23 protein-coding genes are annotated in these 26714 nt (G+C 69.6%); 16 read left to right on the top strand and 7 right to left on the bottom strand.

Annotated elements, in window-relative coordinates:
- The 3 genes from ESP51_RS10130 to ESP51_RS10120 all read left to right on the top strand — a co-directional run.
- A partial coding sequence (locus ESP51_RS10130) for a DprA-like winged helix domain-containing protein (protein WP_164990477.1) occupies positions 1-243 on the top strand: 243 nt, incomplete at its 5' end.
- Between the two features lie 112 nt (positions 244-355).
- Entirely contained in the window at positions 356-1267 is a 912-nt protein-coding gene (locus ESP51_RS10125; protein WP_129520781.1) for a phosphodiesterase, read from the top strand.
- 67 nt (positions 1268-1334) lie between these two features.
- Positions 1335-2288 carry a tyrosine recombinase XerC gene (locus tag ESP51_RS10120; protein ID WP_129520780.1) on the top strand — a complete coding sequence of 318 codons (954 nt, stop codon included), beginning with the start codon at positions 1335-1337 and terminating at the stop codon, positions 2286-2288.
- A gap of 3 nt (positions 2289-2291) precedes the next feature.
- Here ESP51_RS10120 and ESP51_RS10115 read toward each other — a convergent pair whose 3' ends face one another.
- Positions 2292-2897, bottom strand: a complete 606-nt coding sequence (locus tag ESP51_RS10115) for a M23 family metallopeptidase (protein ID WP_129520779.1) — start codon at positions 2895-2897, stop codon at positions 2292-2294.
- Positions 2898-3156: 259 nt separating this feature from the next.
- Here ESP51_RS10115 and rpsB point away from each other — a divergent pair, with 259 nt between their 5' ends.
- The 9 genes from rpsB (at position 3157) to ESP51_RS10070 (ending at position 9944) form a co-directional block, all read left to right on the top strand.
- Complete coding sequence (gene rpsB / locus ESP51_RS10110) at positions 3157-4212, top strand: 30S ribosomal protein S2 (protein ID WP_129520778.1); 1056 nt, start codon at positions 3157-3159, stop codon at positions 4210-4212.
- Positions 4213-4238: 26 nt separating this feature from the next.
- A complete protein-coding gene (gene tsf, locus ESP51_RS10105; RefSeq protein WP_129520777.1) occupies positions 4239-5069 on the top strand; it encodes a translation elongation factor Ts in 831 nt (276 codons plus the stop codon).
- A gap of 158 nt (positions 5070-5227) precedes the next feature.
- Complete coding sequence (gene pyrH, locus ESP51_RS10100; RefSeq protein WP_129520776.1) at positions 5228-5959, top strand: UMP kinase; 732 nt, start codon at positions 5228-5230, stop codon at positions 5957-5959.
- A 33-nt stretch (positions 5960-5992) separates the two neighbouring features.
- Positions 5993-6547: a ribosome recycling factor gene (gene frr / locus ESP51_RS10095; protein WP_129520775.1), complete on the top strand. Its 555-nt coding sequence runs from the start codon at positions 5993-5995 to the stop codon at positions 6545-6547.
- Between the two features lie 9 nt (positions 6548-6556).
- Positions 6557-7543, top strand: coding sequence for a phosphatidate cytidylyltransferase (locus ESP51_RS10090; protein WP_129520774.1), 987 nt, complete (start codon positions 6557-6559; stop codon positions 7541-7543).
- 20 nt (positions 7544-7563) lie between these two features.
- Complete coding sequence (locus tag ESP51_RS10085; RefSeq protein WP_129520773.1) at positions 7564-8118, top strand: DivIVA domain-containing protein; 555 nt, start codon at positions 7564-7566, stop codon at positions 8116-8118.
- A gap of 55 nt (positions 8119-8173) precedes the next feature.
- Positions 8174-8839 (top strand): aggregation-promoting factor C-terminal-like domain-containing protein, encoded by a 666-nt coding sequence (locus ESP51_RS21045; RefSeq protein WP_241843096.1) that lies wholly within the window; start codon positions 8174-8176, stop codon positions 8837-8839.
- 59 nt (positions 8840-8898) lie between these two features.
- Positions 8899-9207, top strand: coding sequence for a hypothetical protein (locus ESP51_RS10075; protein WP_129520772.1), 309 nt, complete (start codon positions 8899-8901; stop codon positions 9205-9207).
- Entirely contained in the window at positions 9204-9944 is a 741-nt protein-coding gene (locus tag ESP51_RS10070) for an alpha/beta hydrolase (RefSeq protein WP_206737270.1), read from the top strand. The genes ESP51_RS10075 and ESP51_RS10070 overlap by 4 nt, the downstream gene beginning before the upstream one ends.
- 64 nt (positions 9945-10008) lie before the next feature.
- On the opposite strand, the gene ESP51_RS10065 is transcribed toward ESP51_RS10070, so the two are convergent.
- Both ESP51_RS10065 and ESP51_RS10060 read right to left on the bottom strand, forming a co-directional pair.
- Positions 10009-11073, bottom strand: a complete 1065-nt coding sequence (locus tag ESP51_RS10065) for an AI-2E family transporter (RefSeq protein WP_129520771.1) — start codon at positions 11071-11073, stop codon at positions 10009-10011.
- 22 nt (positions 11074-11095) lie between these two features.
- Positions 11096-12712, bottom strand: coding sequence for a DivIVA domain-containing protein (locus tag ESP51_RS10060; protein ID WP_129520770.1), 1617 nt, complete (start codon positions 12710-12712; stop codon positions 11096-11098).
- A 210-nt stretch (positions 12713-12922) separates the two neighbouring features.
- Between ESP51_RS10060 and ESP51_RS10055 the strand changes: the two genes are divergently transcribed.
- Positions 12923-14791 (top strand): DUF8094 domain-containing protein, encoded by a 1869-nt coding sequence (locus tag ESP51_RS10055; protein WP_129520769.1) that lies wholly within the window; start codon positions 12923-12925, stop codon positions 14789-14791.
- Positions 14788-15726, top strand: coding sequence for a tetratricopeptide repeat protein (locus ESP51_RS10050; protein WP_129520768.1), 939 nt, complete (start codon positions 14788-14790; stop codon positions 15724-15726). The genes ESP51_RS10055 and ESP51_RS10050 overlap by 4 nt, the downstream gene beginning before the upstream one ends.
- Positions 15727-15804: 78 nt before the next feature.
- Here the strand turns inward: ESP51_RS10050 and glgB are convergent, their stop codons facing one another.
- Positions 15805-18012, bottom strand: coding sequence for a 1,4-alpha-glucan branching protein GlgB (glgB, locus tag ESP51_RS10045; protein ID WP_129520767.1), 2208 nt, complete (start codon positions 18010-18012; stop codon positions 15805-15807).
- Entirely contained in the window at positions 18005-20029 is a 2025-nt protein-coding gene (locus tag ESP51_RS10040) for a maltotransferase domain-containing protein (protein WP_206737269.1), read from the bottom strand. Before ESP51_RS10040 ends, glgB begins: the two co-directional genes overlap by 8 nt.
- A gap of 82 nt (positions 20030-20111) precedes the next feature.
- Here ESP51_RS10040 and glgP point away from each other — a divergent pair, with 82 nt between their 5' ends.
- A complete protein-coding gene (gene glgP, locus ESP51_RS10035) occupies positions 20112-22700 on the top strand; it encodes an alpha-glucan family phosphorylase (RefSeq protein WP_129520766.1) in 2589 nt (862 codons plus the stop codon).
- A gap of 28 nt (positions 22701-22728) precedes the next feature.
- On the opposite strand, the gene ybaK is transcribed toward glgP, so the two are convergent.
- Both ybaK and glgX read right to left on the bottom strand, forming a co-directional pair.
- The gene (gene ybaK, locus ESP51_RS10030) at positions 22729-23238 is read right to left on the bottom strand and encodes a Cys-tRNA(Pro) deacylase (protein ID WP_129520765.1); all 510 of its coding nucleotides are present in this window, start codon (positions 23236-23238) and stop codon (positions 22729-22731) included.
- Positions 23238-25301 carry a glycogen debranching protein GlgX gene (glgX, locus tag ESP51_RS10025; protein WP_129520764.1) on the bottom strand — a complete coding sequence of 688 codons (2064 nt, stop codon included), beginning with the start codon at positions 25299-25301 and terminating at the stop codon, positions 23238-23240. The genes ybaK and glgX overlap by 1 nt, the downstream gene beginning before the upstream one ends.
- 127 nt (positions 25302-25428) lie before the next feature.
- Here glgX and ESP51_RS10020 point away from each other — a divergent pair, with 127 nt between their 5' ends.
- Positions 25429-26649, top strand: a complete 1221-nt coding sequence (locus tag ESP51_RS10020; protein ID WP_129520763.1) for a cysteine desulfurase family protein — start codon at positions 25429-25431, stop codon at positions 26647-26649.
- Positions 26650-26714 lie beyond the last annotated feature (65 nt).

Genomic DNA, 26714 nt, shown 5'->3' with positions numbered 1-26714 from the left:
GCCGCGGCCGGTGCGCCCGCCGGTACGAGTGCCGGCGGTGGCCGGCGATACGCCGCCGCCGCATCGCCCGACGCCGTGCGCGTCCTCGATGCGCTCAGCGTGCGGAGCCCGCGTTCCCTCGGCGAGGTCGCGAAGCGCTGCGGCATGGCCGCGACGGCGGTCATGAGCGTGCTCGGCGCCCTCGAGGCTGAGGGGGTGGCCGTGCGACACTCCGAGGGCTGGCGGCGGGCTCGCGCGACATGAGGGGCCGCCCGCGCGAGACGAGGGGCCAGCCCGCGCGGCGTGACGGGGCCGTGGCGCGCCGTGACGGCACCCGTCGGAGGCTCGGCTTAGGCTGGCCCCGAAGGGGGTCGGCATGCAGTATCCGCAGCTCGGGAGGTATCCGGCAGCGCGTCAGGTGATCGCCCACGTGAGCGACACGCACTTGCTCCAAGGCGGTGCACCGCTCGGCGGAGTCGCCGACACCGTGCGCGCGCTGGAGCAGACGGTGTCGCAGCTGCGCCGACTCGGCGACCGCCTCGACGCGATCGTCGTGACCGGCGATGTCGCCGATCTCGGGGAGCCCGACGCGTACCGCATCGCCCGCGAGCTCCTCGAACCGCTCGCGAGTTCGGCCGGCGCCGAGCTCAGCTGGGTGATGGGCAATCACGACGAACGCGGTGCGTTCCGGCGCGACCTCCTCGGCGAGGCGCCGAGCGATTCCCCGGTCAATCGCATCACCGACGTGTCGGGGCTTCGCATCATCGCGCTCGACACGACCGTGCCGGGATACCACCACGGACTGCTCGACGCGTCGACGATCGCCTGGCTCGATGCCGCTCTCGCGGATCCCGCGCCACTCGGCACGGTTGTCGCAATGCACCATGCTCCGATCGCGACGCCGCTCGCCCTCATGGACCTGCTCGAGTTGCGCGGGCAAGACGAACTCGCCGAGGTGATCGCCGGCCGTGACGTGCGGCTCATCCTGGGAGGCCACCTGCACTATGCCACCAACGGCATGTTCGCCGGCGTCCCGGTGTCGGTCGCCGGAGCAACCGCCTACACGATGGACCTCTCAGCACCGACCCGCGAACTCGCGGGTATCGACGGCGGCCGCTCGTTCACCCTCGTGCACCTCCTCGACGACGGCTTCACCACTTCGGTCGTGCCGATCGGTGCGTTTCCCGTGGTCACGAACTTCAGTGCCGAGTTCCTCGCCGAGATCGAGGCGCTCTCGCCAGAGGCCAGGCTGGAGCGCTTCTCGCGAAAGCCCCCCGGCGTCGCATGACCGGCGATCGTGGGCTGTTCGTGCGAGCGCCAGCGCGGTGCAGACCTTGGAGGGGCAGGCTGGAGCCGTGAATCTCGACACCCTGCTCGACGACTACCTCGCGCACGTGCGCACCGAGCGCGGGTACTCCGAGCACACCGTGGCGGCATACCGCGGCGATCTCATCGAGCTCATCGCGTTCGCCGGGGAGCGGGGTGCCACCGAGGCCTCCGCGATCGATCTCGCACTCCTCCGCGACTGGTTGTGGGGCGCCACCGAGCGTGGACTCGCACGAGCGAGCATCGCGCGGCGTGCAGCATCCGCCCGCGGATTCACCGGTTGGCTCCTGCGTCGTGGCCTCATCGCGGCCGACCCGGGACTTCGCCTCAGGGCGCCGCGCGCGCAACGCACCCTGCCGAGGGTGGTCACCCAGCAGGCGCTTGCCGGTGCGCTCACTGCACTCGAGCGCGCCGCCTCGACCGACGATCCCATCGCGGTGCGCGACAGTGCGATCGTCGAACTGCTCTACGCGTCGGCACTTCGCGTCTCGGAGCTCGTGGGTCTCGATCTCGCGGCAATCGATCGTCGGCGCCGAACGGTTCTGGTCGTCGGCAAGGGCTCCAAGGAACGCGTCGTGCCCTACGGCGCCCCGGCGGCCCGAGCGCTCGACCGCTATCTCGACCAGGGGCGACCCGCCATCCTCGCCGCGGCAGCCGCGGCAGCCGCGGCGGCGCCTGAGCCCGAACGCGGCGCGCTCGCCGCGACGAATGCGGTGTTCCTCGGGGCGCGCGGCGCGCGAATGGGCGTCAGGAGCGTCTACCGAGTCGTGACCGAGGTGCTCTCGTCGATTCCGGGCACGGGACCGAGCGGACCGCACGCCTTCCGTCACAGCGCCGCGACGCACCTCCTCGATGGCGGTGCCGACCTGCGCGCCGTGCAGGAGTTCCTCGGTCACGCGAGCCTCGGCACGACCCAGATCTACACCCACGTCTCGGCCGAACGGCTGAAGCAGAGCTATCGCACGGCGCACCCGCGCGCCTGACGCTCACGGCGTGGGCAGGAGCACCGCTCGCGGGAGGCCGCCGAGGAACAGGAACGGCGACACGTACTCTCCGTGCACCCGCACGCCGAAGTGCACGCATTCCGACGCGCAGTGTCCACCCGAGGCGACCGTGCCGATCGGATCGCCCGCCGCCACCGGGGTGCCGGCGGCGACGAGCGCCTCAACGGGCTCGATGGCACTCACGACGCCGTCGCCGTGATCGATCGCGACGACCCCTCGGCCGGCGACCATGCCGGCGTAACTCACGGTGCCGGCTGCCGGAGCGGTGACGACGGCACCTGCCGTCGCCTCGAGATCGATGCCGCGATGGCCGGCCGCGTAGGGCGTCGGCGGCGCGCGGAACGGAGACACGACCTGGATGGGCGGCGGAACCGGCCACTTCCAGATCTCGGGATTGTCCACCGGCGGCGAGGAGGCCTCGGCCGGCTGGCCGGTGCGGAGGCCGAGTGCCTCCGCGGCGGGCGGCGTCACCGCGGTGAACGCGGAAAGGGTGCCGACGATGAGGACGGATGCCGCGGCGACCGACAGTGCCGTGCCGGTGCCGGCACTGGTGCTGCGGGGAGGTGCCGCGAAGGGGAGCTCGGTCATGTTCCGATGCTCGATGAGCGCGGAGGCATCCGTCGCGAAGGACTCGAAACGGTGACGATCCGGCCGCCGCGCGCGGTTGGGGAGGACGAGTGCCGATGATAGAGTGTCGAGAGCACCTCGGTCCGCCGGGGTGACTACGCGTGCCATTTCGGCCGACGACTCCATTCAGTCCCCTCTTCGGAGCGGGCGGAGCCGTGCCGGGCACCAGGGCTCTCGGCCGCCGGCCGGAGCGACAACTGAGAACAAAGGAGTACGGCTCATGGCCGTCGTCACCATTCGCCAGCTGCTTGACAGCGGCGTTCACTTCGGGCACCAGACCCGCCGTTGGAACCCGAAGATGAAGCGATTCATCTTCACGGAGCGTTCCGGCATCTACATCATCGACCTGCAGCAGTCGCTCGGCTACATCGACAAGGCCTACGACTTCGTCAAGGACACGGTCGCCCACGGCGGCACCATCCTCTTCGTCGGCACGAAGAAGCAGGCCCAGGAGTCCATCGCCGAGCAGGCGACGCGCGTCGGCCAGCCCTTCGTCAACCAGCGTTGGCTCGGCGGTCTCCTCACGAACTTCACCACGGTCTCCAAGCGCCTTGCGCGCATGAAGGAGCTCGAGGAGCTCGACTTCGAAGGCACCACGAGCGGGTTCACCAAGAAGGAACTCCTCATCAAGAAGCGCGAGCTCGACAAATTGCACAAGTCGCTCGGCGGCATCCGCAACCTGTCGAAGACGCCGTCGGCCCTCTGGGTGGTCGACACGAAGAAGGAGCACCTCGCGATCGACGAGGCCAAGAAGCTCGGCATCCCCGTCATCGGCATCCTCGACACGAACTGCGACCCCGACGAGGTGCAGTACCCGATCCCGGGCAACGACGACGCGATCCGTTCGGTGAGCCTGCTCACCCGCATCATCGCCGACGCTGCGGCCGAGGGCCTCATCGAGCGCCACCAGAAGCCCGAGGCCGAGGGCAACGTCTCGGCCGTCGAGCCGCTCGCCGAGTGGGAGGCGGAGCTCCTCCAGGCTCAGACCCCCGAGCAGTCCTCGCCCGAGACCGCCAAGGTCGACGCCGCGACCGCTGAGGCCGAAGAGGTCTCCGAGGTCGTCGAGGCCGTCTCCGCTGAAGCCACCGACGAGGCCGCGACCGAGTCGGCCGCCGACGCCGAAGCAGCCGAGGCTGCTGCACCTGAGGTCGCTGAGGCCGAGGTCGCCGCACCTGAGGCCGCCGACCCCGAGGTCGTCGAGGCTGAGGCACCCGAAGCCGCCGAGGCTGAGACCGCTGCACCCGAGGCCGCCGAGGCCGCTGCCGAGTCCAAGTAAGACCACGAGCCAGGAGACATCCGGAAATGGCCAATTTCACTCTCGAAGACGTCAAGAGCCTGCGCGAGCGCCTCGGCACCGGCATGGTCGACACGAAGAACGCACTCGTGGAGGCCGACGGTGACATCGAGAAGGCGGTCGAGGTCCTCCGCCTGAAGGGCGCGAAGGGCAACGCAAAGCGCGCCGATCGCTCCACCGCCGAGGGCCTCGTGGCCGCCGTCGACAACGGCGACGGCACCGCGACCCTGATCGAGCTCGCGTGCGAGACGGACTTCGTCGCCAAGGGCGACAAGTTCGTCGGCCTGGCCGACCGCGTGCTCGCGGCCGTCGCCGCAGCCCGTGCGGACTCGGTCGAGGCGGCACTCGCCGCTCCGGCCGATGGCAAGACCGTCGCTGATGTGATCAACGAAGAGGCGGCGATCCTCGGCGAGAAGGTCGAGCTTCGACGCATCCGCCTCGTCAAGGGCGAGCAGTTCTCGATCTACCTGCACAAGACGTCGAAAGACCTGCCGCCGCAGGTCGGCGTCGTGCTCGGATTCGCCGGTGACGACGCTGAGACGGCGCGCAGTGTCGCCCAGCACATCTCATTCGCCAACCCCGAGTACCTCGCGCGCGAGGACGTCCCGGCCGACGCGGTCGAGAAGGAACGCGCGATCGTCGAGCAGATCTCTCGCGAGGAGGGCAAGCCCGAGGCTGCGCTCCCGAAGATCATCGAGGGCCGTCTGGGCGCCTACTTCAAGCAGGTCGCACTGCTCGAGCAGGACTACGCCAAGGACAACAAGCTCTCGGTCAGCAAGGTGGTCAAGGATGCAGGCCTCACGGTGAGCGACTTCGCTCGCTTCAAGGTCGGCGCGTAAGTGCCACAGGGGAGTCCGGATCGCAGCAGCGATCCGGACTCCTTTGCTGTCTGCGGTGCGAACACTCGTGAGCCATCCGTGAGACGGCACCACCCGGCACTGCGCCGGAGCGCACGAAGCAGTAGTTTTGACAGCCACAGGGGAAGGAACGGTCGAGCATGACTGAACACAAGCGCAGGGTGCTCCTGAAGCTCTCAGGCGAGGCATTCGGCGGCGGGTCGCTCGGGGTCAATCCCGATGTCGTCGGCGCACTCGCTCGTGAGATCGCGGATGCCGCTCGCACCGTCGAGGTCGCGATCGTCGTCGGCGGCGGCAACTTCTTCCGAGGCGCAGAACTCTCGCAGCGCGGGATGGACCGGGGCCGCGCCGACTACATGGGCATGCTCGGCACCGTGATGAACGCGCTCGCGCTGCAGGACTTCCTCGAGCAGGCGGGCGCCGAGACGCGCGTGCAGTCGGCGATCGCCATGACGCAGGTCGCCGAGCCGTACATCCCGCGCCGGGCCGAACGTCATCTCGAGAAGGGCCGGGTGGTCATCTTCGGCGCCGGCGCCGGCCTTCCATACTTCTCCACCGATACCGTGGCCGCCCAGCGCGCCCTCGAGATCGGCGCCGAGGTCGTGCTCGTCGCGAAGAACGGCGTCGACGGCGTCTACTCCGACGACCCCCGCACCAATCCCGACGCCCACAAGATCGACCGGATCAGCTACCAGGAGGCGCTGCAGCGCGGCCTGAAGGTCGTCGACTCGACCGCGTTCAGCCTCTGCATGGACAACGGCATGCCGATGCAGGTGTTCGGCATGGAGCCGGGTGGCAACGTCACCGCGGCGATCCTCGGCGCCGAGCTCGGCACGGTCGTGAGCAACGGCGTACACGCGTCCACTCGATAGACTGTCCCGAGTAGCGAACCAGAAGGAGTTCCCGTGATCGCGGATGTACTTTCCGATGCCACCGCACGTATGAAGAAGGCCGTCGAGGTTGCCAAAGACGACTTCGGAACCGTACGCACCGGGCGGGCGAATCCCCAGCTCTTCCAGAAGATCATGGTGAGCTACTACGGCACGCCGACGCCGCTCGCACAGCTCGCGTCGTTGCAGAACCCAGAGGCCCGCACACTCCTCGTCACGCCCTACGACAAGGGAGCGCTCCGCGACATCGAGCAGGCGATCCGCGACACCCCGAACCTGGGCGCCAACCCGTCGAACGACGGCAACATCATCCGGGTGACGCTGCCCGAGCTGACCGAGGAGCGCCGCAAGGAATACGTCAAGATCGTGCGCGGAAAGGCCGAGGACGCCAAGGTGTCCGTCCGCAACATCCGTCGCAAGGCCAAAGACGACCTCGATTCCCTGAAGGGCGAGGTCGGCGATGACGAGGTGTCGCGCGCCGAGAAGGAGCTCGAGCAGATCACGAAGGCCAACGTCGACTCGATCGACGACGCGCTCAAGCGCAAGGAAGCCGAACTTCTCGAGGTCTGAGGGAACATCATGTCGGGCGTCCCAGAAGAGGATCAGTCGGACGCCGGGGGGCATGAGCGAACCTCGCGTGACGAGTTCCGCGCGCAAGTGCACGCCAGGAAGGCCGATCTCGAGCGCCAGTTCGAGGCGTCGAAGGCGCAGTTCGACCATGCGCAGGAGAAGATCAACGCCCGCACCGGCCGCAACCTGATCCTCGCCGTGATCATCGGCCTCGCCTTCGGCGGTGCGCTGCTGCTGAGCCTGCTCGTGATCAAAGAGCTCTTCATGGTCTTCGCGGTCGTGATCGCCGGCTTCGCGAGCTATGAACTGGCGCAAGCGCTTCGCAAGGGCGGCTTCCTGGTTCCCCGTATCCCGACGGTCATCGCCGCTGTCGTCGCGGTTCCGATCGCCTACTACGGGGGAGCAGGCGGCCAATTGCTCGCGGTACTCGGCGGCGTCGTCGTCGTGACCATCTGGCGGCTCGCCGAGCAGGCCCTTCCCGCCTTCCGGGCGACCACACGACGAGCACTCGTGCGCGATATCGCGGCCGGCGCGTTCGTGCAGGGCTACGTCACGTTCCTCGCGACCTTCGCCGTGGTGCTCACGGCGGCCGAGGGCGGCCAATGGTGGACGCTCGCGTTCATCGTCACCGCGGTCTCGGCCGACACCGGCGCCTATGCCTTCGGGCTCATGTTCGGCAAACACCCCATGGCGCCGGTGATCAGCCCGAAGAAGACGTGGGAGGGCTTCGCGGGCGGCGCTGCGACGAGTCTGCTCGCCGGGGTGCTCCTCTCGACGCTCATGCTCGGCAACACGTGGTGGTTCGGTCTGATCTTCGGCGCGGCGATCTTCCTGAGTGCGACCCTAGGAGACCTCGTCGAGTCGCTCGTCAAGCGCGACATCGGCATCAAGGACATGAGCTCGTGGCTGCCCGGTCACGGCGGGTTCCTCGATCGGCTCGACTCCATCCTTCCGTCGGCCGCAGTTGCATTCGTCGCCTTCCGGATCTTCGGTTGATCGTCCGCGATAATGGTGCGGTGAACGCCACCTTCCCCCGCACACGCAAGCCGCGCCTCGGGTATGACACGACCGAGGTCGAGGAGTTCCTCCAGGTCGCGCGTCGCGCCTACGACGGCACGGCGCGACCGGATGACCCGCCGCTGACGTCGGAGCGAATCCGCCTCACCGCGTTCGCCATGCAGAAGGGCGGCTATTCCACCGCCCACGTCGATGCGGCCCTCGAGCGACTGGAAGACGCGTTCGCGGCCCAGGAGCGGCAAGTCGCGGCTCGGCTGCACGGCAACGAGGCGTGGCTCCGCGAGGCCCGCACAACGGCGCAGGTCATCTCCAACCGCCTCGCGCGCCCACAGGGCCAGCGCTTCGATCGGGTGAACCCGCTCGTACTCGGGTACAGCACGCGTGAGGTCGACCGGTTCGCCGACAAGCTCACGCGATACTTCCGCGACGGATGGCCCGTCTCTCTCGACGACGTGCGGACGGTGGTGTTCAAGACGCAGCGGGGCGGCTACCGCGAGTCGCAGGTCGACCTCGTCCTCGACGCTGTCGTCGACGTGATGCTCGCCGTTCGATGACTCCCCGCCGATCGGTTCGACGCGTCTGCACGCCCTCCGATACACTCGACGAATTGTGGCTACGGATGCTGGGAGTGACGAGATAGGCGAAGCGCGGCGCCCGCCGACATCGGGCACTCGAAAGCAGGGCGGAGTCAAGCAGGCCGCCTCGGTCACATTCGCCTTCCTCGCCTCGGTGAGCTTTCTGCTCGTGAACGTCGTCGACCCGTACTCGGGCGCCACCGCGTCATCCGATTTCAACCGAGACGGCGATCGTTTCGGTGGCGAACAGCCCCAGACGGTCGAGGTCGGCGATGACCACTCGATCGAGATCGGCCAGGAGACCTACGTCGTCGCGAAGAAGCCCGAGCCCGTGAAGCTCGCGCCCGCCGGCACCGACAGCGCAAGTGGCTGGGCTCCGCCCGCCGTGACGCCCGATCCCGGCTCCGCGCAGGCGTACGCGGCAGGAGCCGTCGCAGCGCGAGGCTGGGGATCGTCGGAGTTCGACTGCCTTGTAGCGCTCTGGAGCAAGGAGTCGGGCTGGCGCGTGAACGCGTACAACGCCTCGAGCGGCGCCTACGGCATCCCGCAGGCCCTCCCGGGTTCGAAGATGGCCATCGCGGGCGCCGATTGGGAGACGAACGCAGGAACGCAGATCGAGTGGGGTCTGATGTACATCAGCGGGCGCTACGGCACGCCGTGCGGCGCGTGGGCGCACTCGACCGACGTCGGTTGGTACTGAAACTCGCGCCGCCGTCGCGCCCGCGCAGTGCGCGCCCGGGGCCCGCCTAGACTGGAACCATGGTGCGCGCGAACCGATCCCGGGGCCGCGCGGCACGTGCGCGTGAGGGGCATCCCGAGCTCGATGTCGAGCGGCTCACCACGGGCTGGCGCCGCACCGAGGTGCGCGGCGGGCGTGAATGGAACGTGCAGCCCGTCTCCGAGGCGCAAGCCGTGAAGGCGTATCTCTGCCCGGGATGCGGCCTCGAGGTCGCACCGGGCATTGCGCATCTCGTGGCCTGGCGCGGCGACGGGGTGCTCGGAGATGCAGCCGATCTCGCAGCGCGTCGGCATTGGCACATCCACTGTTGGAGGATCGAAAGCCCGTGAGTGACAACGAAGCACCCGTCGAGATCCGCGCGGGCGTCGAACTGCCCGCCATTCGCGAGGAGATCGAGTTGCACACGAACGACGGGCTCACGCTCGTCGGCGAGCTCGCCACGCCTGAACAGCGGGCGCCCGTCGCCACGCTCGTGACGCTGCATCCGCTGCCCACTGCCGGCGGCTTCATGGACTCGCACATCCTGCGGAAGGCGGCTGCACGGCTCCCGGCCCTCGCCGATCTCGCCGTGCTTCGCTTCAACACGCGAGGCACCTCTTCGCCTCGTGGCACGAGCGATGGCGAATTCGGCCACGGCATCGAGGAGCGAGCGGATGTCGCAGCGGCGATGTCGTTCGTCGAGCAGCGCCACCTGCCGCATCCATGGCTCCTGGGCTGGTCATTCGGCACCGAGCTCGTACTGAAGTATGGACTCGAGCACCGCATCGACGGTGCCATCCTGCTCTCGCCGCCGCTCCATCGCACGAGCGAGGCGGAGCTGCACAAATGGAACGACGCCGCACCGCCGCTCGTCGCGCTCATTCCCGAGCACGACGACTACCTGCGACCGGCCGAGGCTGCAGTGCGATTCGCGGCACTCCCCAAGATCCGGCGTATCGACGTGGCAGGGGGCAGACACCTCTGGGTGGGTGAGGCGCAGACGCGCCGGGTGCTCGATGAGATCGTCGCGACGGTGAATCCTGCCGCGTCGCCGCTGCCGACGACGTGGCCGGCCGCGACCGGCTGAACACCGGTCGCCCGACGTCACGACGGTACGTGAAGGTGAAGCCGGCGGCCGTGTGAGACCGGGGTCACCGCTCGTTCTGCAGCGGCACCACGACTTGCTTGATGATGAGCAGGATCGACGCGGCGACGGGGATCGCGATGAGCGCGCCGAGGATGCCGAGCAGTGAACCGCCGGCGAGCGCCGCGATCACGACGATCGCGCCCGGTACCTTCACCGCGCGGTTCATGATGCGAGGGCTCAGTACATAGGCCTCGACCTGCATGTAGACCAGGTAGTAGATAGCGGCCACGAGGGCGGTGAGCGGCGAACCGAGCCCGGGGATGAGGCTGACGAGCACGATGATGATCGAGCCCGTCAGCGTACCGACCAGTGGGATGAGCGACAGCAGGAAGGCGATGAAGGCGAGCACGGCCGGGAACGGGGCCCGGATGATCGACAGGAAGATGAAGCTCAGGATGCCGTTGACGGCGGCGAGGGAGACCTGCCCGAGCACGTAGCGGCCGACCGATTGGGTGATCTGCTCGGTGAGGTCGGCGAACCGCTCACGGTTGGACGCCGGAACGAGCTGGTAGGTCGCGCGCTTCATCGTGTTGAGCGACGCCGCGAAGTACAGCATGAGGATGAACACGATGATGACGGCGAACACGCCGGTGCCGATGGCGACGGCCACTTGGAGCACACCGCCGGCGAGCTCGCTCAGCTTGTCGGGGTTCGTGAAGAAGTCGGTGAGTCCGCTCGTGATCTGCGCGTTGATCTCGTCGATCGGGACCTGCGGGAACTGCTCTTTGAGCGCCTCGATCCAGTCTTCCGAGTTCACACGAGCGACGATTCGGGGCAGCTCGTCGACGAGCTGGCTGACCTGGTCGACGATGATCGGCACGACCGCCAGCACGAGGGCGGCGACGAGGAGGCCGACCCCGGTCATCACGATGATGATCGCAGCCCAGCGCGGCAGCCCTCGGCGCTCGAGCCAGCTCATCGCCGGATCGAGGCCGAGGGCCAGGAAGAGTGCCGCGCCGATGTAGGTGATGATCGTCGACAGCGTCGCGAGCGACGTGAGGATGAGCAGGCCGAGGCCGACCCCGAGCGTTCCGACGAGACCGATGCGGAACGCGTTCTGGATCTTCACTGGGGCGACGCGGTCTCTCGGTCTAGCGACGGCTCTGCGCGGCCACCTGCTCGGCCTGCGTCAGCACACCGCGCAGGCTCTCGAAGTACCCGGCGACCGCGTCGCGCTCGATCTTGATCTGCGACAGACGGTCTTCCGCGTCGGCGACGAGGGCGCGGGTGCGCTCCTCGGCGTCGGAGATGAGCTTGCGAGCCTGCTGGTGCGCGGCGGCGATGCGGTCGCGCGCCTCGTCGTCGGCCTTGTCGCGGACCTTGGCGATCTCGGTGCGCACCTGGGTCTCGAGTCGGTCGGCCTCGGCGCGGCTCTCCGCCGTGCGGGCGACCGCCTCGGCGAGCTCGGCGTTGGCGTCGTCGAGGAACTTCTGCGTCTGTGCGACGGCCTCCTGGTGCGCTTCGAGCAGCTCCTGCTCGGCTTCGTCGCGCTTGGTGGCGAGCTCCGACTCGAGGTCGAGGTGAGCCTTCTCGATCTCGCGACGCATGCGGTTGACCTCGTGCGTGGTCTTCTTGCGCATCGCGGTGAGCTGGTTGTCGAGATCGATGCGGGCCTGCTCCGCTTCGGCGTCGAAGTCGGCGCGAGCCTGCTCCTGCTCGAGCGAGAGGTCGGCGCGCATCTGCTCGAGGTCCGCGGCGTGCTTGGCGCGGATGCGCTCGAGCTCGTGCTGGATCTTCAAGCGAGCCGCCTCGGCTTCACGCTCACGGTCGACCTTCGCCTGCTCGCGCTGCTCGGCGAGTTCGGCGCGGCTGGCCTCGAGCTCGCGGTCGAGGTCGGTGCGGGCCTGCTCGAGTTCGTGGACGAGGGCGGCCCGACGCTCGGCGATCTCGGCATCGATCGCGGCGCGGGCCTCGGCCGATTCGCGGGCGAGGTCGAGTCGCGCCTGCTCGGTCTCGGAGGCGAGATCGATGCGGGCCTGCTCGGTCTCGCGAGCGAGATCTGCGCGAGCGCGATCGAGTTCGATCGCGACCTCGGCGCGGGTCTGCTCGGTCTCCTGGGTGAGGCCGGCGGCGGTCGCACGGGCCTCGGTGGCTTCTGCGTTGGCGGCGACGAGGATCTCGGACGCCTTGCGCTCGGCTGCCGCGACCATTGCCGCGGACTCGCGCTTGGCGCTCGTGCGCAGCTCGGCGGTCTCGGTCGCGACGGCGCCGCGGATGGCTGCCGCGTCGCGTGCCGCGTCCTGGCGGAGCTGCTCGCTCGACTCCTGCGAGCGGGAGATCATGTCGTCGGCTTCGGCGCGCGCGTTCTCGAGGATGCGGCTGGCCTGGGCACGTGCCTCGGTGAGCGTGCGCTCTGCGAGCTCGTGCGCGTCGGAGCGCATGAGGTGCGCTTCGTCTTCGGCGGCGCGACGGAGCTTCTCGGCATCGATGTCGGCTTGCGCGATGAGTCTCGTGGACTGCTCTTCGGCGACCCGGAGCGTGTTCTCGAGCTTGGTGCCGAGTCCGGAGAACGTGGGACTGCCGACCTCTTCGAGCTCGGCGGTGAGCTCTTCGATGCGGGCGAGGAGCCGCTTGTTCTCCTTGGCGTTCTCAGCAGACTGATTGTTCGCGGCGATGATCTCGCGACGAAGACCGTTGATGCTCTGGTCGACTTCGTCTTTGTCATACCCGCGGAACACCTGCGTGAACTCGGTCTCTTCGACGGACATTCTTCCTCCGGGATCGTGTCCCGCGTTCGTGGGGGCGCATGCGGGATGTGATCCGATTGTACGGGCACGCGGCATTCGGCATGACACGTCCTCCACAGGTCTCAATGACACGTCCTGCACAGCTCGCGGTTAGGAGACTCCCAGACACCGCCAGTAGTGTGGAATGTCTTTGTCGGAAGCCGCCCCCCACCGCGGCACTGGAGGTAATTCGTGCGCTTCGTCTTCGCAATCGTGGCGTTCATCGCTGCGGCCGTGATGATCGGGCTCGGTATCGCCCAGCGCACCGTGCTCCTCGATCCCGACCGGGTATCGCTCTCAGCCGAGGTCGAGGGCGACGCCGACTACATCGTCCTCGAACCCGAGGTCCTCGCAGCGCACCCGGGCAAGCAGACGCTCACCGTATCGGGCGCAGACACCGTCTTCCTCGCCTACGGTCGCAGCTCCGATGTGGAGGCATGGCTCGGAGACTCGCCGTACATCGCCGTGCAGCACGACCCCGAGTCCGATGAGCTCGTGAGCGAGGTCGTCACCGCGGAATCCGCCGACGACGAGACGATCGACGAGGAGCCGACGCCGACGCCGACGCCCGATGCCCCTGTCGAGACCGAGGAGGCCGCGGTGTCGCCTGCAGGCTCCGACCTCTGGCTCGACGAGTTCACCAACGAGAACAGTCTCACGACCACGGTCGACATGCCCGATGGCATCTCGGTGATCATCGCGTCCGACGGCATAGAGCCCGTACCGTCACGGCTGTCGATCGCCTGGCCGCTCGACAACTCGACACCTTGGGCAGGACCCCTCATCGCCGGTGGCGCGCTCGTCTTCCTCGCCGGTTCATGGCTCCTGATCTCCGGGTTCGCGCGGCATCGCCGCTCCCGCGGCCCGCGGCGCAACCTTCCCAAGGGGCCGCGCGGCAGGCTTCCGAGTGCACCGAAGCCGCCGTCGACGCGCCGCAGCCAGCTGACGGGCGGCGGCCGACGCGCGATCGGGCGCTCGAAGCGAGTTGCGCTCGTGCCGCTCCTCGTGCTCCCAGCGTTCGTGCTCAGCGCCTGCTCCGCCGACTACTGGCCGAGTTTCGACCAGGGCGGCGACGCCCCGGCCACGAGCGCGCCGGCGGTGCCCGCCGTCACGGGCGAGCCGGCCGAAGAGTCCGAAGACGAGGGCGCCCAGCCCGCGGTCACCGTGCCCCAGATGGAGCGCATCATGCGCCGCATCGCCGTGTTCGCGAACGAGGTCGACGCTGCGGGCAATGCCGACGCGGCAGCGCAGCGCTTCACGGGTCCCGCGCTCGAAGCCCGAACGGCGAACTACGCCATCCGGGGCGCGCTGCCCGAGCACCCCGCGCCGCCGGCGATCCCCGCTTCGCCGCTCACCCTGACCCTGCCGCAGCAGGCCACCGGATGGCCGCGAACCGTGCTCACGATCGCGAAGAACGCCGACGACCCCACGGTCGCGCCGACCGCGCTCGTGCTCACCCAGGAATCGCCTCGCGAGAACTACCGGATCGAGTACGCGATGGCACTCGCTCCCGACGCCGACGTTCCGGCGGTGGCGCCCGCGGTCGTCGGCGCGTCGCCGATCAGCCCCGAGTACAAGGGCCTCGTGATGCCGACGGGCCAGGTCGCCTCTGCATATGGCGACGTGCTGCTCAACGGCGACGAGTCGGCGTTCGCGTCGATGTTCGACCCCGAGGGCGACGTGCTGCGCGAGCAGCTCGGCGTCACCGGCCAGCAGGCGATCCGTGACGGCCTGCCTCCCACGGCCGACATCAACTTCTCGAACGTGGTCGGCGACAGTCCCACCGTCGCGCTCGCGACGAACAACGCGGGAGCGCTCGTCACCGTGTCGATCGAGCAGACCGAGAAGGTCACGCCGAACGACGGCGGCACGATCGCCTTCGAGGCAGGTGCCCCAGGCGCCGCCCTGTCCGGGTTCACCGGGGCAAGTGCCAAGGGCGTGCAGCGCGTGATCGGTATCCAATTGCTCTTCTACGTCCCAGGCGTCGGCACCGGCGAAGGCGAGCAGATCCGCTTGCTCGGCTGGTCCGAGAGCCTCATCGGAGCCTCGGAGGTCCCATGACGAACCCCATTTCCCCGAACGGTCCGGGCCTGCGCGGAGCCGTCGACCTGTCGGCGCTCGTGCAGCGCCAGCAGGAGCCGGCCGGCCCCGCCGGCGCGGCGTCCGGCGACGCCATCGTCTTCGAGACGGATGACGCGGCCTTCGGCTCCACGCTCGAGCTCTCCCGTACCGTGCCGGTCGTGGTCGCGCTCTGGGCCTCGTGGAGCGAGCAGTCGCGAACCCTCGTCGAGTCGCTCGAACGACTCGTGCGAGCGCGCGACGGCCGGATCGTGCTCGCGACCGCCGATGCCGACCGCAGCCCGCAGCTCGTCCAGGCGTTCCAGGCGCAGGCGATCCCCACGGTCGTCGCCGTGATCGCAGGCCAGCCCGTGCCGCTCTTCGCGGGCGTCCAGCCCGACGACGTGATCGACCAGGTGTTCGACCAGCTGCTCGAGCTCGGTGCGCAGCACGGCGTCTCCGGGCGAGTCGAGTCGAGCGACGCGCCTGCCGAAGGCGAGTCGAAGGAGCCCGTCGAGGAGCCGCTGCCGCCGCTGCACCAGGAGGCGTACGACGCGATCGAGCGCGGCGACTTCGAGGCCGCGGCATCCGCCTATCGCACCGCCATGGCGCAAGATCCGCGCGACACGCTCGCCGTTGCGGGCCTCGCCCAGGCGAACCTGCTCGGCCGGCTCGCGGGAAAGACGCTCGACTCGATCCGCAACGCCGCTGCGGCGGCGCCCAGCGACCTCGACGCGCAGCTCGACGTCGCCGACCTCGACCTTTCTGGCGGCCATGTCGACGACGCGTTCGATCGGTTGCTCACGCTCTTCCCGACCCTCGACGCCGACGGCAAGAACCGGGTGCGCGAGCGCCTCATCGAGCTCTTCGAGGTCGTCGGCACCGAGGAGCCGCGAGTGATCGCCGCGCGCCGGCGCCTCACCAACCTGCTCTACTGACGGGCAGCCCGCCGAGCCGCGACGTCGCCGGCGCCGCGGCAGTGGTTTCGATAGGCGGCCGGCATCGCCCGGCGCTACTCAACCACCGGAATCGAGCGTGAACCAGACCGCCGCGAGCGGCGGGAGCGTGAAATCGCCCGAGGCCGGGCGCCCCGCCCACGGGCGATCGACGGCGTCGACCCCGCCGAGGTTGCCGACGCCCGAACCGCCGAACTCCGCGGCATCCGAGTTCAGCATCTCGGTCCAGCGGCCCGACCGCGGCAAGCCGAGCCGGAAGCCCTCGTGCGGCACGCCCGCGAAGTTCACGACGCAGAGCAGCGGCCTGCCGGCGCGATCGTAGCGGAGGAACGCGATGATGTTGTGCGCCGCGGCCCCGCCCTCGATCCATTCGAAGCCTGCGGCGTCATCGTCGAGTTCCCACAGCTCGGGCCTCTGCCGGTAGCAGCGATTGAGCGCGCCGACGAACTCGGCGAGCTGACGGTGGGTGGGCTGGTCGAGGATCCACCAGTCGAGGCCGCGCTCCTCGCTCCATTCGGAGAGCTGGCCGAACTCCTGCCCCATGAAGAGCAGTTGCTTGCCGGGATGCGCCCACATGTACGCGAGGTAGACACGCACGTTGGCGAGTTGCTGCCAATGGTCTCCCGGCATCTTGCGAATGAGCGAGCCCTTGCCGTGCACGACCTCGTCGTGGCTGATCGGCAGCACGAAGTGCTCGCTGAATGCGTAGAGGAACGAGAACGTGAGGTCGTGGTGATGGTGCGAGCGGTACATCGGGTCTTTCGAGATGTACTGCAGGGTGTCGTGCATCCAGCCCATGTTCCACTTGAAGCCGAAGCCGAGGCCGCCGCTCGTGGTCGGCGCGGTGACTCCGGGCCAGCTCGTCGACTCCTCGGCGATCATCACGATGCCGGGGTTCCGCTTGTAGGCGGTGGCCGTGGCCTCCTGCAGGAAGCCGATCGCCTCGAGGTGCTCGCGGCCGCCGTGGATGTTCGGCGTCCAATCGCCCGCCTCACGCGAGTAGTCGAGGTAGAGCATCGACGCGACCGCATCGACGCGCAGCCCGTCGATGTGCATCTCCTCGAGCCAGAACAGCGCGTTCGCGACGAGGAAGTTGCGCACACGGGGGTTGCCGTAGTCGAAGACGTAGGTGCCCCAGTCCTTCTGCTCCCCGCGTTGCGGATCGCCGTGCTCGTAGAGCGGCTCGCCGTCGAAGCGGGCGAGGGCCCATTCATCCTTCGGGAAGTGACCCGGCACCCAGTCCATGATCACGCCGATGCCGGCTCGATGCAGGCGGTCGATGAGGTACTTGAGGTCATCGGGGCTGCCGAATCGCGACGTGACCGCGTAGTAGCCGGTGACCTGGTAGCCCCACGATCCGCCGAACGGATGCTCCGCGAGGGGCATGAACTCGACGTGCGTGTAGCCGAGCCAGTCGATGTACTCGATGAGCTCGTCGGCGACCTCTCGGTAGCCCCTGCCGGGCCGCCAGGAGCCGAGGTGCAGCTCGTAGACGCTCATGGGCAGTTCGTGCGCGTTCGTCGACGCTCGCCGCGCCATCCACTCACCGTCGCCCCAGTCGTGGCTGCTGACGCTGACGACGGAGGCGGTCGCGGGGGAGACCTCGGCCTGCCGGGCCATCGGGTCGGCCTTCATCACCCAATGGCCGGCGGAGGTGAGGAGCTCGAACTTGTACACCGAGCCGGGCTCGAGGTCTGGGATGAACAACTCCCAGACGCCGCTCCCGCCCATGCTGCGCATCGCGTGCGCAGTGCCGTCCCAGCGATTGAACTCGCCGACGACGCGAGCGGCGCGGGCGTGCGGTGCCCACACGGTGAATGCCGTGCCGTGGACGCCGCCGCCGACGCCCCAGTGCTCGCGGTGGTGTGCGCCGAGCACGCGCCAGAGCTCCTCGTGCCGGCCCTCGCCGATGAGGTGCAGGTCGAGCTCGCCGATCGTCGGAGCGAACCGGTACGGGTCGTCGCTCGTCCATTCCGATCCGTCGCCATAGCTCGCGCGCACGCGGTAGCCGACGGGACCGAACGCTCCAGCGCCTCCCCAGACGCCGTACCCGAGATGCTCGAGCGGCAGCGCGACGCCGTCGTCGAGCACCGCCTCGACCGATTCGGCGAGTGGACGGCGGGTCCGGATGACGGTGAGCGACCGAGGATCGGCCGGAGCCGTGAATCCGTGCTGGCCGAGCACCGAGTGCGGGTCGGAGTGCCGCCCCTCGCCGACGGCGGCGAGCACCCAGTCGTCGATGACGGGCGTGGCGATCGTTTCAGGCATCGGGGCCCCTTCTCACGTGCAGGATGTGCGCGGGGCGCGTGAACGCATCGAGCCGCACGTAGTTCGAATCGCCCCAGTCCCAGCGTTGACCGGTGACGAGGTCTTCCGCCTCGAATCGGGTGCCGGGCTCGAGCCCGAGCGCGGCGAGATCGAGGTGCACCTTCGTCTCCCTGACCGAGTGCGGGTCGACGTTCGCGACGACGATGACGGTGTCATCGACGCCCGTCGGCGTGAAGCGGCCGTCGAGGTGCTTCGAGTACACGAGAACCGACTCGTCGTCGCTGGAGTGGAAACGGATGTTGCGCAGCTGCCCGAGTGCCGGGTGCGCCGCGCGGATGGCGTTGAGGATGCCGAGATACAGCGCGAGCGACCGGCCCTCCTGGCGCTCGGCGCCGGCGAAGTCGCGCGGCTTGTACTCGTACTTCTCGTTGTCGATCGCCTCTTCGGCACCTGGCCTGGCGACCGATTCGAAGAGCTCGAAGCCCGAGTACACGCCCCAGGTCGGCGCCGCCGTCGCGGCGATCGTCGCTCGCACGGTGAAGGCAGCCGGGCCGCCGAACTGCAGGTACTCGGTGAGGATGTCGGGGGTGTTCACGAACAGGTTCGGCCGCATGAAGTCCGCGGTGTCCTCGGCGACCGAGGAGAGGAACTCCTCGAGCTCCCGCTTCGTGTTGCGCCACGTGAAGTAGGAGTACGACTGCTGGAACCCGACCATCGCGAGCGCCTGCATCATGGCGGGCCGCGTGAACGCCTCGGCGAGGAACACGACGCCCGGGTCCTCCGCGTTGACCGTCGCGATCAGCCGCTCCCAGAACGAGAGCGGTTTCGTGTGGGGGTTGTCGACGCGGAAGATGCGCACGCCCTGCTTCATCCAGTGCCGCACGATGCGCAGCACCTCGTCGAAGATCCCCTCGGGGTCGTCGTCGAAGTTCACCGGGTAGATGTCCTGGTACTTCTTCGGCGGGTTCTCCGCATAGCGGATCGTGCCATCGGGCAATTGCGTGAACCACTCGGGATGCTCGGCGACCCACGGGTGGTCGGGGGAGGCCTGCAGGGCGAGGTCGAGGGCGATCTCGATGCCGAGGGCACCGGCGCGGCGCACGAATGCGCGGAAGTCGGCGAGGGTGCCGAGGTCGGGATGCACGGCGTCGTGCCCGCCGGGCGTTCCGTCGGCGAGCGGCCCGCCGATCGCCCAGGGCGAACCGGGATCATTGGGGCCGGGGTTCAGCGTGTTGTTCGCGCCTTTGCGGTTCGTGACCCCGATCGGGTGGATCGGCGGCAGGTACACGACGTCGAAGCCCATCGCGGCGACGCCGTCGAGCCGCTTCGCCGCCGTGCGGAAGGTGCCGCTCTTCCATCTGCCGTCTTTCAGGCGTCTCGCGCCCTCGGAGCGGGGGAAGAACTCGTACCACGAGCCGACGCCGGCGCGACGTCGTTCGACGAGGATCGTGTGCTCGGGGGAGTCGGTGGAGATGCGGGCGAGCGGGCGGGTCTCGAACTCGGCGAGTGCAGGGTCGTCGATGAGGGGGCGGCGAACGGCGACGGATGCCGCAGCGTCGCGCAGCCCGCTCGCGATCGACGTGAGGCGCTTCCGCACGGCGAGCGGCCGGGACTTCTCGGCGATCGCGCGGTCGAGCAGCCGCGCGCCGATCTCGAACATGAGCTCGACGTCGACGCCGGCGTCGACCTTGAGCGCGGCATCGTGACGCCACGTGGCGACCTCGTCGTCGAAGCCCGTGACGTGCCAGCGCCACTCGCCGGTCTCGCCGAGGAGCACTCGCGCCTCCCAGCGATCGGTGCCGGGCGCCAGCGGAGACATCCGTTCACGCCGAGTCTCGCCCGAGGGGCTCGTGAGCACGAGCATGGCGCCGACCTGATCGTGCCCCTCTCGGAACACCGTGGCACGAAACGGCACGACCTCGCCTTCGTAGGCCTTCGGCCGCCAGCGGTCGTCGGGCAGGGCGGGGGTGAGCCGCGTCACGGGAATTCGGCCTGCGAGGGTGATGCTGGTCGTCACGTTTCGACCGTAGCGCGGAATCGCGCTCGCGTCGCGACCGGCCGTTCACACATTCGACATGCACCCCACCTAATCTTGACCCGTGAAGCCGATCCGAAAGTTCACTGTCCGAGCCGTCGTTCCCGCGACGCTCGCCCCCCTGGAAGAACTCGCCGGGAACCTCCGCTGGTCATGGCACGAGCCCACCCGGCGGCTGTTCGAGCACATCGATCCCGAACTCTGGCGCAGCTCCCATCGCGACCCCGTCGCGTTCCTCGGCGAAGTCGACCCGGCCCGGCTCGACGAGCTCGCGGCCGACGCCGGGTATGTCGCGTGGGCCGAGCGCGAGCGCGCCGAACTGCAGGAGTACCTCTCGCAGCCGCGCTGGTTCCAGACCCTGGCCACCGAGGCGCCCCGCACGATTGCGTACTTCTCACCCGAGTTCGGCATCACGGCGGCCCTGCCCCAGTATTCGGGCGGGCTCGGCATCCTCGCGGGCGATCACCTGAAGGCGGCATCCGATCTCGGCGTGCCACTCGTCGGCGTCGGGCTCTTCTACAAGGCCGGGTACTTCGCGCAGGCCATCGGCGACGACGGCTGGCAGCAGGAGCGCTATCCCGTGCTCGACCCCGACGGGCTGCCGCTCTCGGTGCTGCGCCGTCCCGACGGCGCGCCCGTGCAGCTCGCCCTCGCGCTGCCCGAGGATCGTGTGCTGCATGCCCGCGTCTGGAAGGCATCGGTCGGGCGCATCCCACTGCTCCTGCTCGACACCGACATCCCGGCGAACACCGACGAGCTCCGTTCGGTCACCGACCGGCTCTACGGCGGCGGCGGCGAGCACCGGCTCCTGCAGGAGCTCCTGCTCGGCATCGGCGGCGCGCGTGCCGTGCGGGCGTGGACCGAGCTCAGCGGATGCCCCGTTCCCGACGTGTTCCACATGAACGAGGGTCACGCGGGGTTCCTCGGGCTCGAGCGCATCTCGACGTACATCGCAGAGGGCCTCACGTTCGCCGAGGCACTGCAGGTCGTGCGTGCCGGGACGGTCTTCACCACGCACACGCCCGTGCCTGCGGGCATCGACCGCTTCGACCGCGAGCTCGTCGAACGCTACCTCTCGAGCTCGCTCCTGCCGGGCGTCGACCCGGCCGACGCGCTCGCGCTCGGTGCCGAACCCGGTGCCGATCCCGAGACGAGCGCCTTCAACATGGCTGTCATGGGCCTGCGGCTCGCGCAGCACGCGAACGGCGTCTCGAAACTGCACGGCGAGGTGAGCCGGCGCATGTTCGGCGACCTCTGGCCGGGATTCGACGCCGCCGAAGTGCCGATCACCTCGATCACGAACGGGGTCCACGCGCCCACGTGGACCGATCCCGCGCTTCTCGGCCTCGCCGAGTCGAGACTCGGCACCGGTGACACCGAGCACGCCGACTGGCTGAGCGGCGCGCTCAGCGACGGCGAGTTCTGGTCGGTGAAGCGCGGCATGCGACTGCAGCTCGTGGAGGATGCTCGCCGGCGCCTCGCCGAGGCGTGGGCGGTGCAGCATCCGGGCTCCCCGGTTCCCACGTGGATCTCCCGCGTGCTCGATCCAGACACGCTCACCGTCGGGTTCGCCCGCCGGGTGCCGACCTACAAGCGGCTGACGCTCATGCTGCACGACCCCAAGCGGCTGACGGCGATCCTCACGAACGCCGAACGGCCCGTGCAATTGGTGATCGCGGGCAAGTCGCATCCGGCCGACGACGAGGGAAAGCGGCTCATCCAGCAGCTCGTGCAGTTCGCGCAGCAGCCCGAGCTGCGCGAGCGCATCGTGTTCCTGCCCGACTACGACATGGGCATGGCCGAGATGCTCTACCCGGGTTGCGACGTGTGGCTCAACAACCCGCTGCGGCCGCTCGAGGCGTGTGGAACGTCGGGCATGAAGGCCGCGATGAACGGCGCGCTGAACCTGTCGATCCTCGACGGCTGGTGGGCCGAGTACGCGGGCGACGACTACGGCTGGGTGATCCCGTCGGCGGATGCCGCGGGCGACGCCACCGAGCGCGACGCCCTCGAGGCGGCAGCGCTCTACGACCTGCTCGAGCACCGCGTCGCGACCCGCTACTACGAGCGCGACGGCGACGGCGTGCCGAGGGAATGGGTGCGCCGGGTACGGCAGACGCTCGCGACGCTCGCCCCCGAGCTCGGCGCCGACCGCATGGTGAAGCAGTACGTCGAGGAGCTCTACCGCCCGGCGGCGGAGCATGCAGCTGCCGTGTTGGCCGACAACGCTCGCGGCGCCCGCGAGCTCGCGGCGTGGAGCGCCAAGGTGCGCCAGGCGTGGCCCGGGGTGCAGGTGGTGCACGTCGAGTCCGGCGGCGTCGAGGAGCCGCATGTCGGCGACGAGCTGCACTTGCGGGCATATGTCGGGCTCGACGGACTCGCACCCGACGACGTCTCGGTCGAGGTCGCGTACGGGCGCAGCCACGACGGCGACACGATCGACGGGGTGCGGCACGCGGTGCTCACGCCGGCGGTGTCGAACCCCGGGTCACCCGAAAACGCGGGCGACGCCACGTCAGGCGAGCCGCGCCTCTACACGGGAACGGTCGTGCTCGACCGCGCCGGCGCGTTCGGCTACACGGTGCGCGCCGTGCCGCGGCATCCGCTGCTCCTGAGCACTGCCGAACTCGGCCTCGTGGCGGTCGCCGGCTGACGCGCTCGCGCCGGCTGCCGTCGGCCCGTCAGCCCGACGAGGCGCGAGATCGGGCGATCGCCGCGTAGCGCCCGCCGGTCACCGCGAGGAGGTCGTCGGGCGCGATCCCGAGGTCGAGGCCGCGGCGGCCTCCCGAGACGTAGATCGTCTCGTGGAGGATGGCCGACTCGTCGAGCACCGTCGGGAGGGCCGTCTTCTGCCCGATCGGGCTGATGCCGCCGACGACGTAGCCGGTCTTGCGCGCGGCGAGCGCCGGATCGGCCATCTCGGCGCGTTTTGCGCCGAGCGCGTGCGCGAGCGCCTTCAGGTCGAGCTGCAGCGCGACGGGAACGATCGCGACCGCGAGCTCGCCGTCGACGCTCGCGAGCAGGGTCTTGAACACTCGCGCCGGGTCGAGGCCGAGCTTCTCGGCGGCTTCGAGGCCGTATGCGGCGGCGCGGGGATCGTGCTCGTAGGCGTGGGTCGAGAACGCGATGCCCGCGCGAGCGAGTGCCGCGGTCGCGGGGGTGCCGGCCGAGGCATCCGCTCGCTTGGCCATCACTCGCTCGCGTGCGCCCGGAACAGCCGCATCGACGGGCCGGTCATCGTGATGCGATCGCCGGGAGCGTGGTCGATCGAGGCATCCGTCGGCGCCTCATCGGCGGAGTCCCACAGGAGCGTGTATCCGGAGACCCCTGCGTGCTCGGCGAGCACGAGCTCGACCTCGGACTCGTGCGCGTGCACGACGAGGAGGATGCGGTTGAACGCCTCGAACTCGGGCGTCGATGCCGCGAGGTACTGCAGCGTGCGCTCCTCTGGGGAGTTCCAGTCGTCGATCGTCATCGTGGTGCCGTCGGCGTTGAACCAGTCCATCTGCGACGCGCTCGGCGTCGCCTCGCCGATGCGGCCGAAGCGCACGGGACGCAGCGCGGGGTTCTCGGCGCGCAAGCGGATGAGGCGCCTCGTGGTCGCGAGCAGGTCGGGCGCCGAGCGCGGGCGGCCCGCGGACTCCCACGCGAGCCAGGTGAGCTCTGAGTCGTGGCAGTACGCGTTGTTGTTGCCGCGCTGGCTGCGGCCGAACTCGTCGCCCGCGGTGAGCATCGGCACGCCGGCCGACAGCAGCAGCGTGCCGAGGAGGTTCCGGATGCTCCGCCGTCGCGCCGCGCGGATCGCCCGGTCTGCCGTGTCGCCCTCGACGCCGTGGTTGTAGGAGTTGTTGCTGTCGGTGCCGTCGCGGTTGTGCTCGCCGTTGCCGAGGTTGTGCTTGACGTCGTAGGACGTGAGGTCGGCGAGGGTGAACCCGTCGTGCGCGGTGATGAAGTTGAGGCTCGCGAGGGGTCCGCGCTCGTTCGAGAACGTGTTCGCCGAACCGGCCAGTCGGGTCGCGAAGCGGCCGATGCCGCTGCTGGCGGTGCCGGTCTCGCGTTCCCGGCGCAGGTCGCCGAGCCAGAAGTCGCGCATGCGGTCGCGGTAGCGGTCGTTCCACTCGGTGAAGCCTGCGGGGAAGTTGCCGGTCTGCCAGCCGCCCGGGCCGACGTCCCACGGCTCGGCGATGAGCTTCGTGGTGCTGATCACGGGATCCTCGAGCATTCCGCGCAGCAGCGGATGCTCGGGCGTGAAGCCTCCGTGGTCGTCGCGAGCCAGGGTGGCGGCGAGGTCGAGGCGGAATCCGTCGACCTGCAGTTCCTCGGCGAAGTAGCGCATCGAGTCGAGCACGAGGCGCACGGGTGCGTCGCGGCCGAAGTCGAGGGTGTTGCCGCATCCGGTCGTGTCGACGTAGCGGCCGTGCGCGTCGTGCCGGTAGTAGGAGCCGTTGTCGATGCCGCGGAACGAGAAGACCGGCCCTTCACGCCCTTCCTCCGCCGTGTGGTTGTAGACGACGTCGAGCATGACCTCGAGGCCCGCTTCGTGCAGTCGCTTCACCATGCCCGCGAACTCGCGCCGGACGGCCTCGGGGCCTGCGGCCTGCGCGGTCGCCGACGCGTAGGGTGCGTGCGGGGCGAAGAACGAGAGCGTGTTGTAGCCCCAGTAGTTCGTCTTGCCCTGGCGGATCAGACGCGCTTCGGGAACGAACGCGTGCACGGGCAGCAGTTCGACTGTCGTCACGCCGAGGTTCGTGAGGTATTCGAGTGAGGAGTCGTGTGCGAGCCCCGCGTAGGTGCCGCGCAGCTCCTCGGGGATCGCGGGATTCAGCTTGCTGAACCCGCGCACGTGGGTCTCGTACACGACGGTGTGATCGAGCGGCACGCGAGGCTTCGCCGAGTCGCCCCAGTCCAGGTGGTTGCCGAGCACTGCGCCGCGCCACGAGCCGTCGTCGGCGGGGGAGAGGCCGCGTGCGTAGGGATCGAGGAGGGTGTGCACCGGGTTGAACGCGTGCGGGGGGCCGGCCGGGCCGTCGACCCGCAGGCCGTAGCTGGTTCCCGGTACGAGCGCCTCTGATGCCCCCTGCCAGACGCCGTGGTCGTCGCGCTCGAGCGCGACGCGGTGGGTCGCCCATTCGAGGTCGTTCGGATCGAAGATGACAAGGTCGACGGAGGTCGCGTTCTCTGACCAGATTCGGATGCGGCCGCCGTCGGCATCGGCCTGGACGCCGAGGTCGCGGAGGGGGTCGGGCGCGGACATGCGATCTACAGTAGTTCGTAGGAAGACGCCCGAAGCGACGCCGTCACCTCGTCGGCAGCCAGTACCACGCCCGCAGCCCGGCACCGTTGAGAGCGCTCACCGCACGAACACACGGGAAGGAGCAGTCATGGTCTACCTCGACCACGCCGCGACCACCCCGATGCTGCCCGAGGCCATCGAGGCGCTCACCGGAGCCCTCGCCGTCGTCGGCAACCCGGCTTCCATCCACAGTGCCGGCCAGCAGGCGAAGCGCCTGCTCGAGGAGTCGCGCGAGCAGGTCGCCGCCACGCTCGGCGCCGACGGCATCGAAGTCGTCTTCACGGGCAGCGGCACTGAAGCCGTGAACCTCGCGATCAAGGGCCTCTGGTGGCACCGGCAGGCGGATGCCTCGCGCCCGCGCCTGCTCGTGCCGGCCGGCGAGCACCACGCCACCGTCGACACCGTCGAGTGGCTCGCCGAGCACGACGGCGCACTCGTCGAGGAGATCCCGCTCGACGAGCTCGGACGGATCCGCCTCGACGCGCTCGAGGCGGCGCTCACCCGCGACGGGGCATCCGTGGCTCTCGTCACGATGCTCTGGGCCAACAACGAGGTCGGCACGATCCAGCCGGTCGAGGAGGTCGCCCGGCTCACGGCGCGTGCCGGAGTGCCGCTGCACGTCGACGCGATCGCCGCCTACGGCCAGTTGCCCATCGACGTGCACGGTCTTCGACGGTCGACGGGCGCTGCACCCGGCACAGGGATCGTCGCCCTCAGCGTCTCGGCGCACAAGATCGGCGGCCCGGCGGGCATCGGCGCCCTCGTGCTCGACCGGTCGGCGGCAGTCGAACCGCTCATCCACGGTGGCGGGCAGCAGCGCAAGGTGCGTTCGGGCACGCAAGACGTGGCGGCCGCCGCGTCGTTCGCGGCCGCGGCATCCGTCGTCGCAGCCCGGCTCGAGGCCGACGCCCGGCGCATGTCGGCGTTGCGCGACCGCGTCATCTCGGGCGCGCTCGCCGAAGTGCCCGAGGCGCGGCTGAGCGGCGACCCCGACCCCGACGGACGGCTGCCCGGCAACGTGCATCTCTCCTTCACGGGATGCGAGGGCGACTCGCTTCTCTTCCTGCTCGACGCCGCCGGCGTCGCCGTGTCGACCGGATCCGCGTGCCAGGCCGGCGTGCCCGAGCCCTCGCACGTGCTGATGGCCATGGGGCGCTCGGAGACCGACGCACGCGGTGCGCTCCGCATCACGATCGGCCATGGTTCGACCGAAGCCGACGTCGACGCGTTCCTCGCGGCGCTGCCCGGCGCGTATGCGCAGGCCTCGCGAGCCGGGCTCGCCGCACGCGCCACGTCGTTCGACCGCTAGATCGGCGCTGCGGCCGCGCGCTCGCTGCCGTCCGGCCGGTGCTCAGGCGGGGTTGCGTACACTGG

It is taken from the genome of Agromyces albus (assembly GCF_004134825.1).
GTDB classification, from domain to species: domain Bacteria; phylum Actinomycetota; class Actinomycetes; order Actinomycetales; family Microbacteriaceae; genus Agromyces; species Agromyces albus.
This window is presented reverse-complemented; position numbering and strand designations above follow the sequence as displayed.

What these genes read in the sequence shown, in the direction of transcription:
- ybaK (WP_129520765.1), bottom strand. Translation starts at nt 23,238, where the DNA reads ATGGCCAAGCGAGCGGATGCCTCGGCCGGCACCCCCGCGACCGCGGCA.
- ESP51_RS10115 (WP_129520779.1), bottom strand. Translation starts at nt 2,897, where the DNA reads ATGACCGAGCTCCCCTTCGCGGCACCTCCCCGCAGCACCAGTGCCGGC.
- ESP51_RS10075 (WP_129520772.1), top strand. Translation starts at nt 8,899, where the DNA reads ATGGTGCGCGCGAACCGATCCCGGGGCCGCGCGGCACGTGCGCGTGAG.
- glgB (WP_129520767.1), bottom strand. Translation starts at nt 18,012, where the DNA reads ATGCCTGAAACGATCGCCACGCCCGTCATCGACGACTGGGTGCTCGCC.
- tsf (WP_129520777.1), top strand. Translation starts at nt 4,239, where the DNA reads ATGGCCAATTTCACTCTCGAAGACGTCAAGAGCCTGCGCGAGCGCCTC.
- ESP51_RS10050 (WP_129520768.1), top strand. Translation starts at nt 14,788, where the DNA reads ATGACGAACCCCATTTCCCCGAACGGTCCGGGCCTGCGCGGAGCCGTC.
- glgX (WP_129520764.1), bottom strand. Translation starts at nt 25,301, where the DNA reads ATGTCCGCGCCCGACCCCCTCCGCGACCTCGGCGTCCAGGCCGATGCC.
- ESP51_RS10125 (WP_129520781.1), top strand. Translation starts at nt 356, where the DNA reads ATGCAGTATCCGCAGCTCGGGAGGTATCCGGCAGCGCGTCAGGTGATC.
- rpsB (WP_129520778.1), top strand. Translation starts at nt 3,157, where the DNA reads ATGGCCGTCGTCACCATTCGCCAGCTGCTTGACAGCGGCGTTCACTTC.
- ESP51_RS10060 (WP_129520770.1), bottom strand. Translation starts at nt 12,712, where the DNA reads ATGTCCGTCGAAGAGACCGAGTTCACGCAGGTGTTCCGCGGGTATGAC.
- ESP51_RS10090 (WP_129520774.1), top strand. Translation starts at nt 6,557, where the DNA reads ATGTCGGGCGTCCCAGAAGAGGATCAGTCGGACGCCGGGGGGCATGAG.
- ESP51_RS10020 (WP_129520763.1), top strand. Translation starts at nt 25,429, where the DNA reads ATGGTCTACCTCGACCACGCCGCGACCACCCCGATGCTGCCCGAGGCC.
- pyrH (WP_129520776.1), top strand. Translation starts at nt 5,228, where the DNA reads ATGACTGAACACAAGCGCAGGGTGCTCCTGAAGCTCTCAGGCGAGGCA.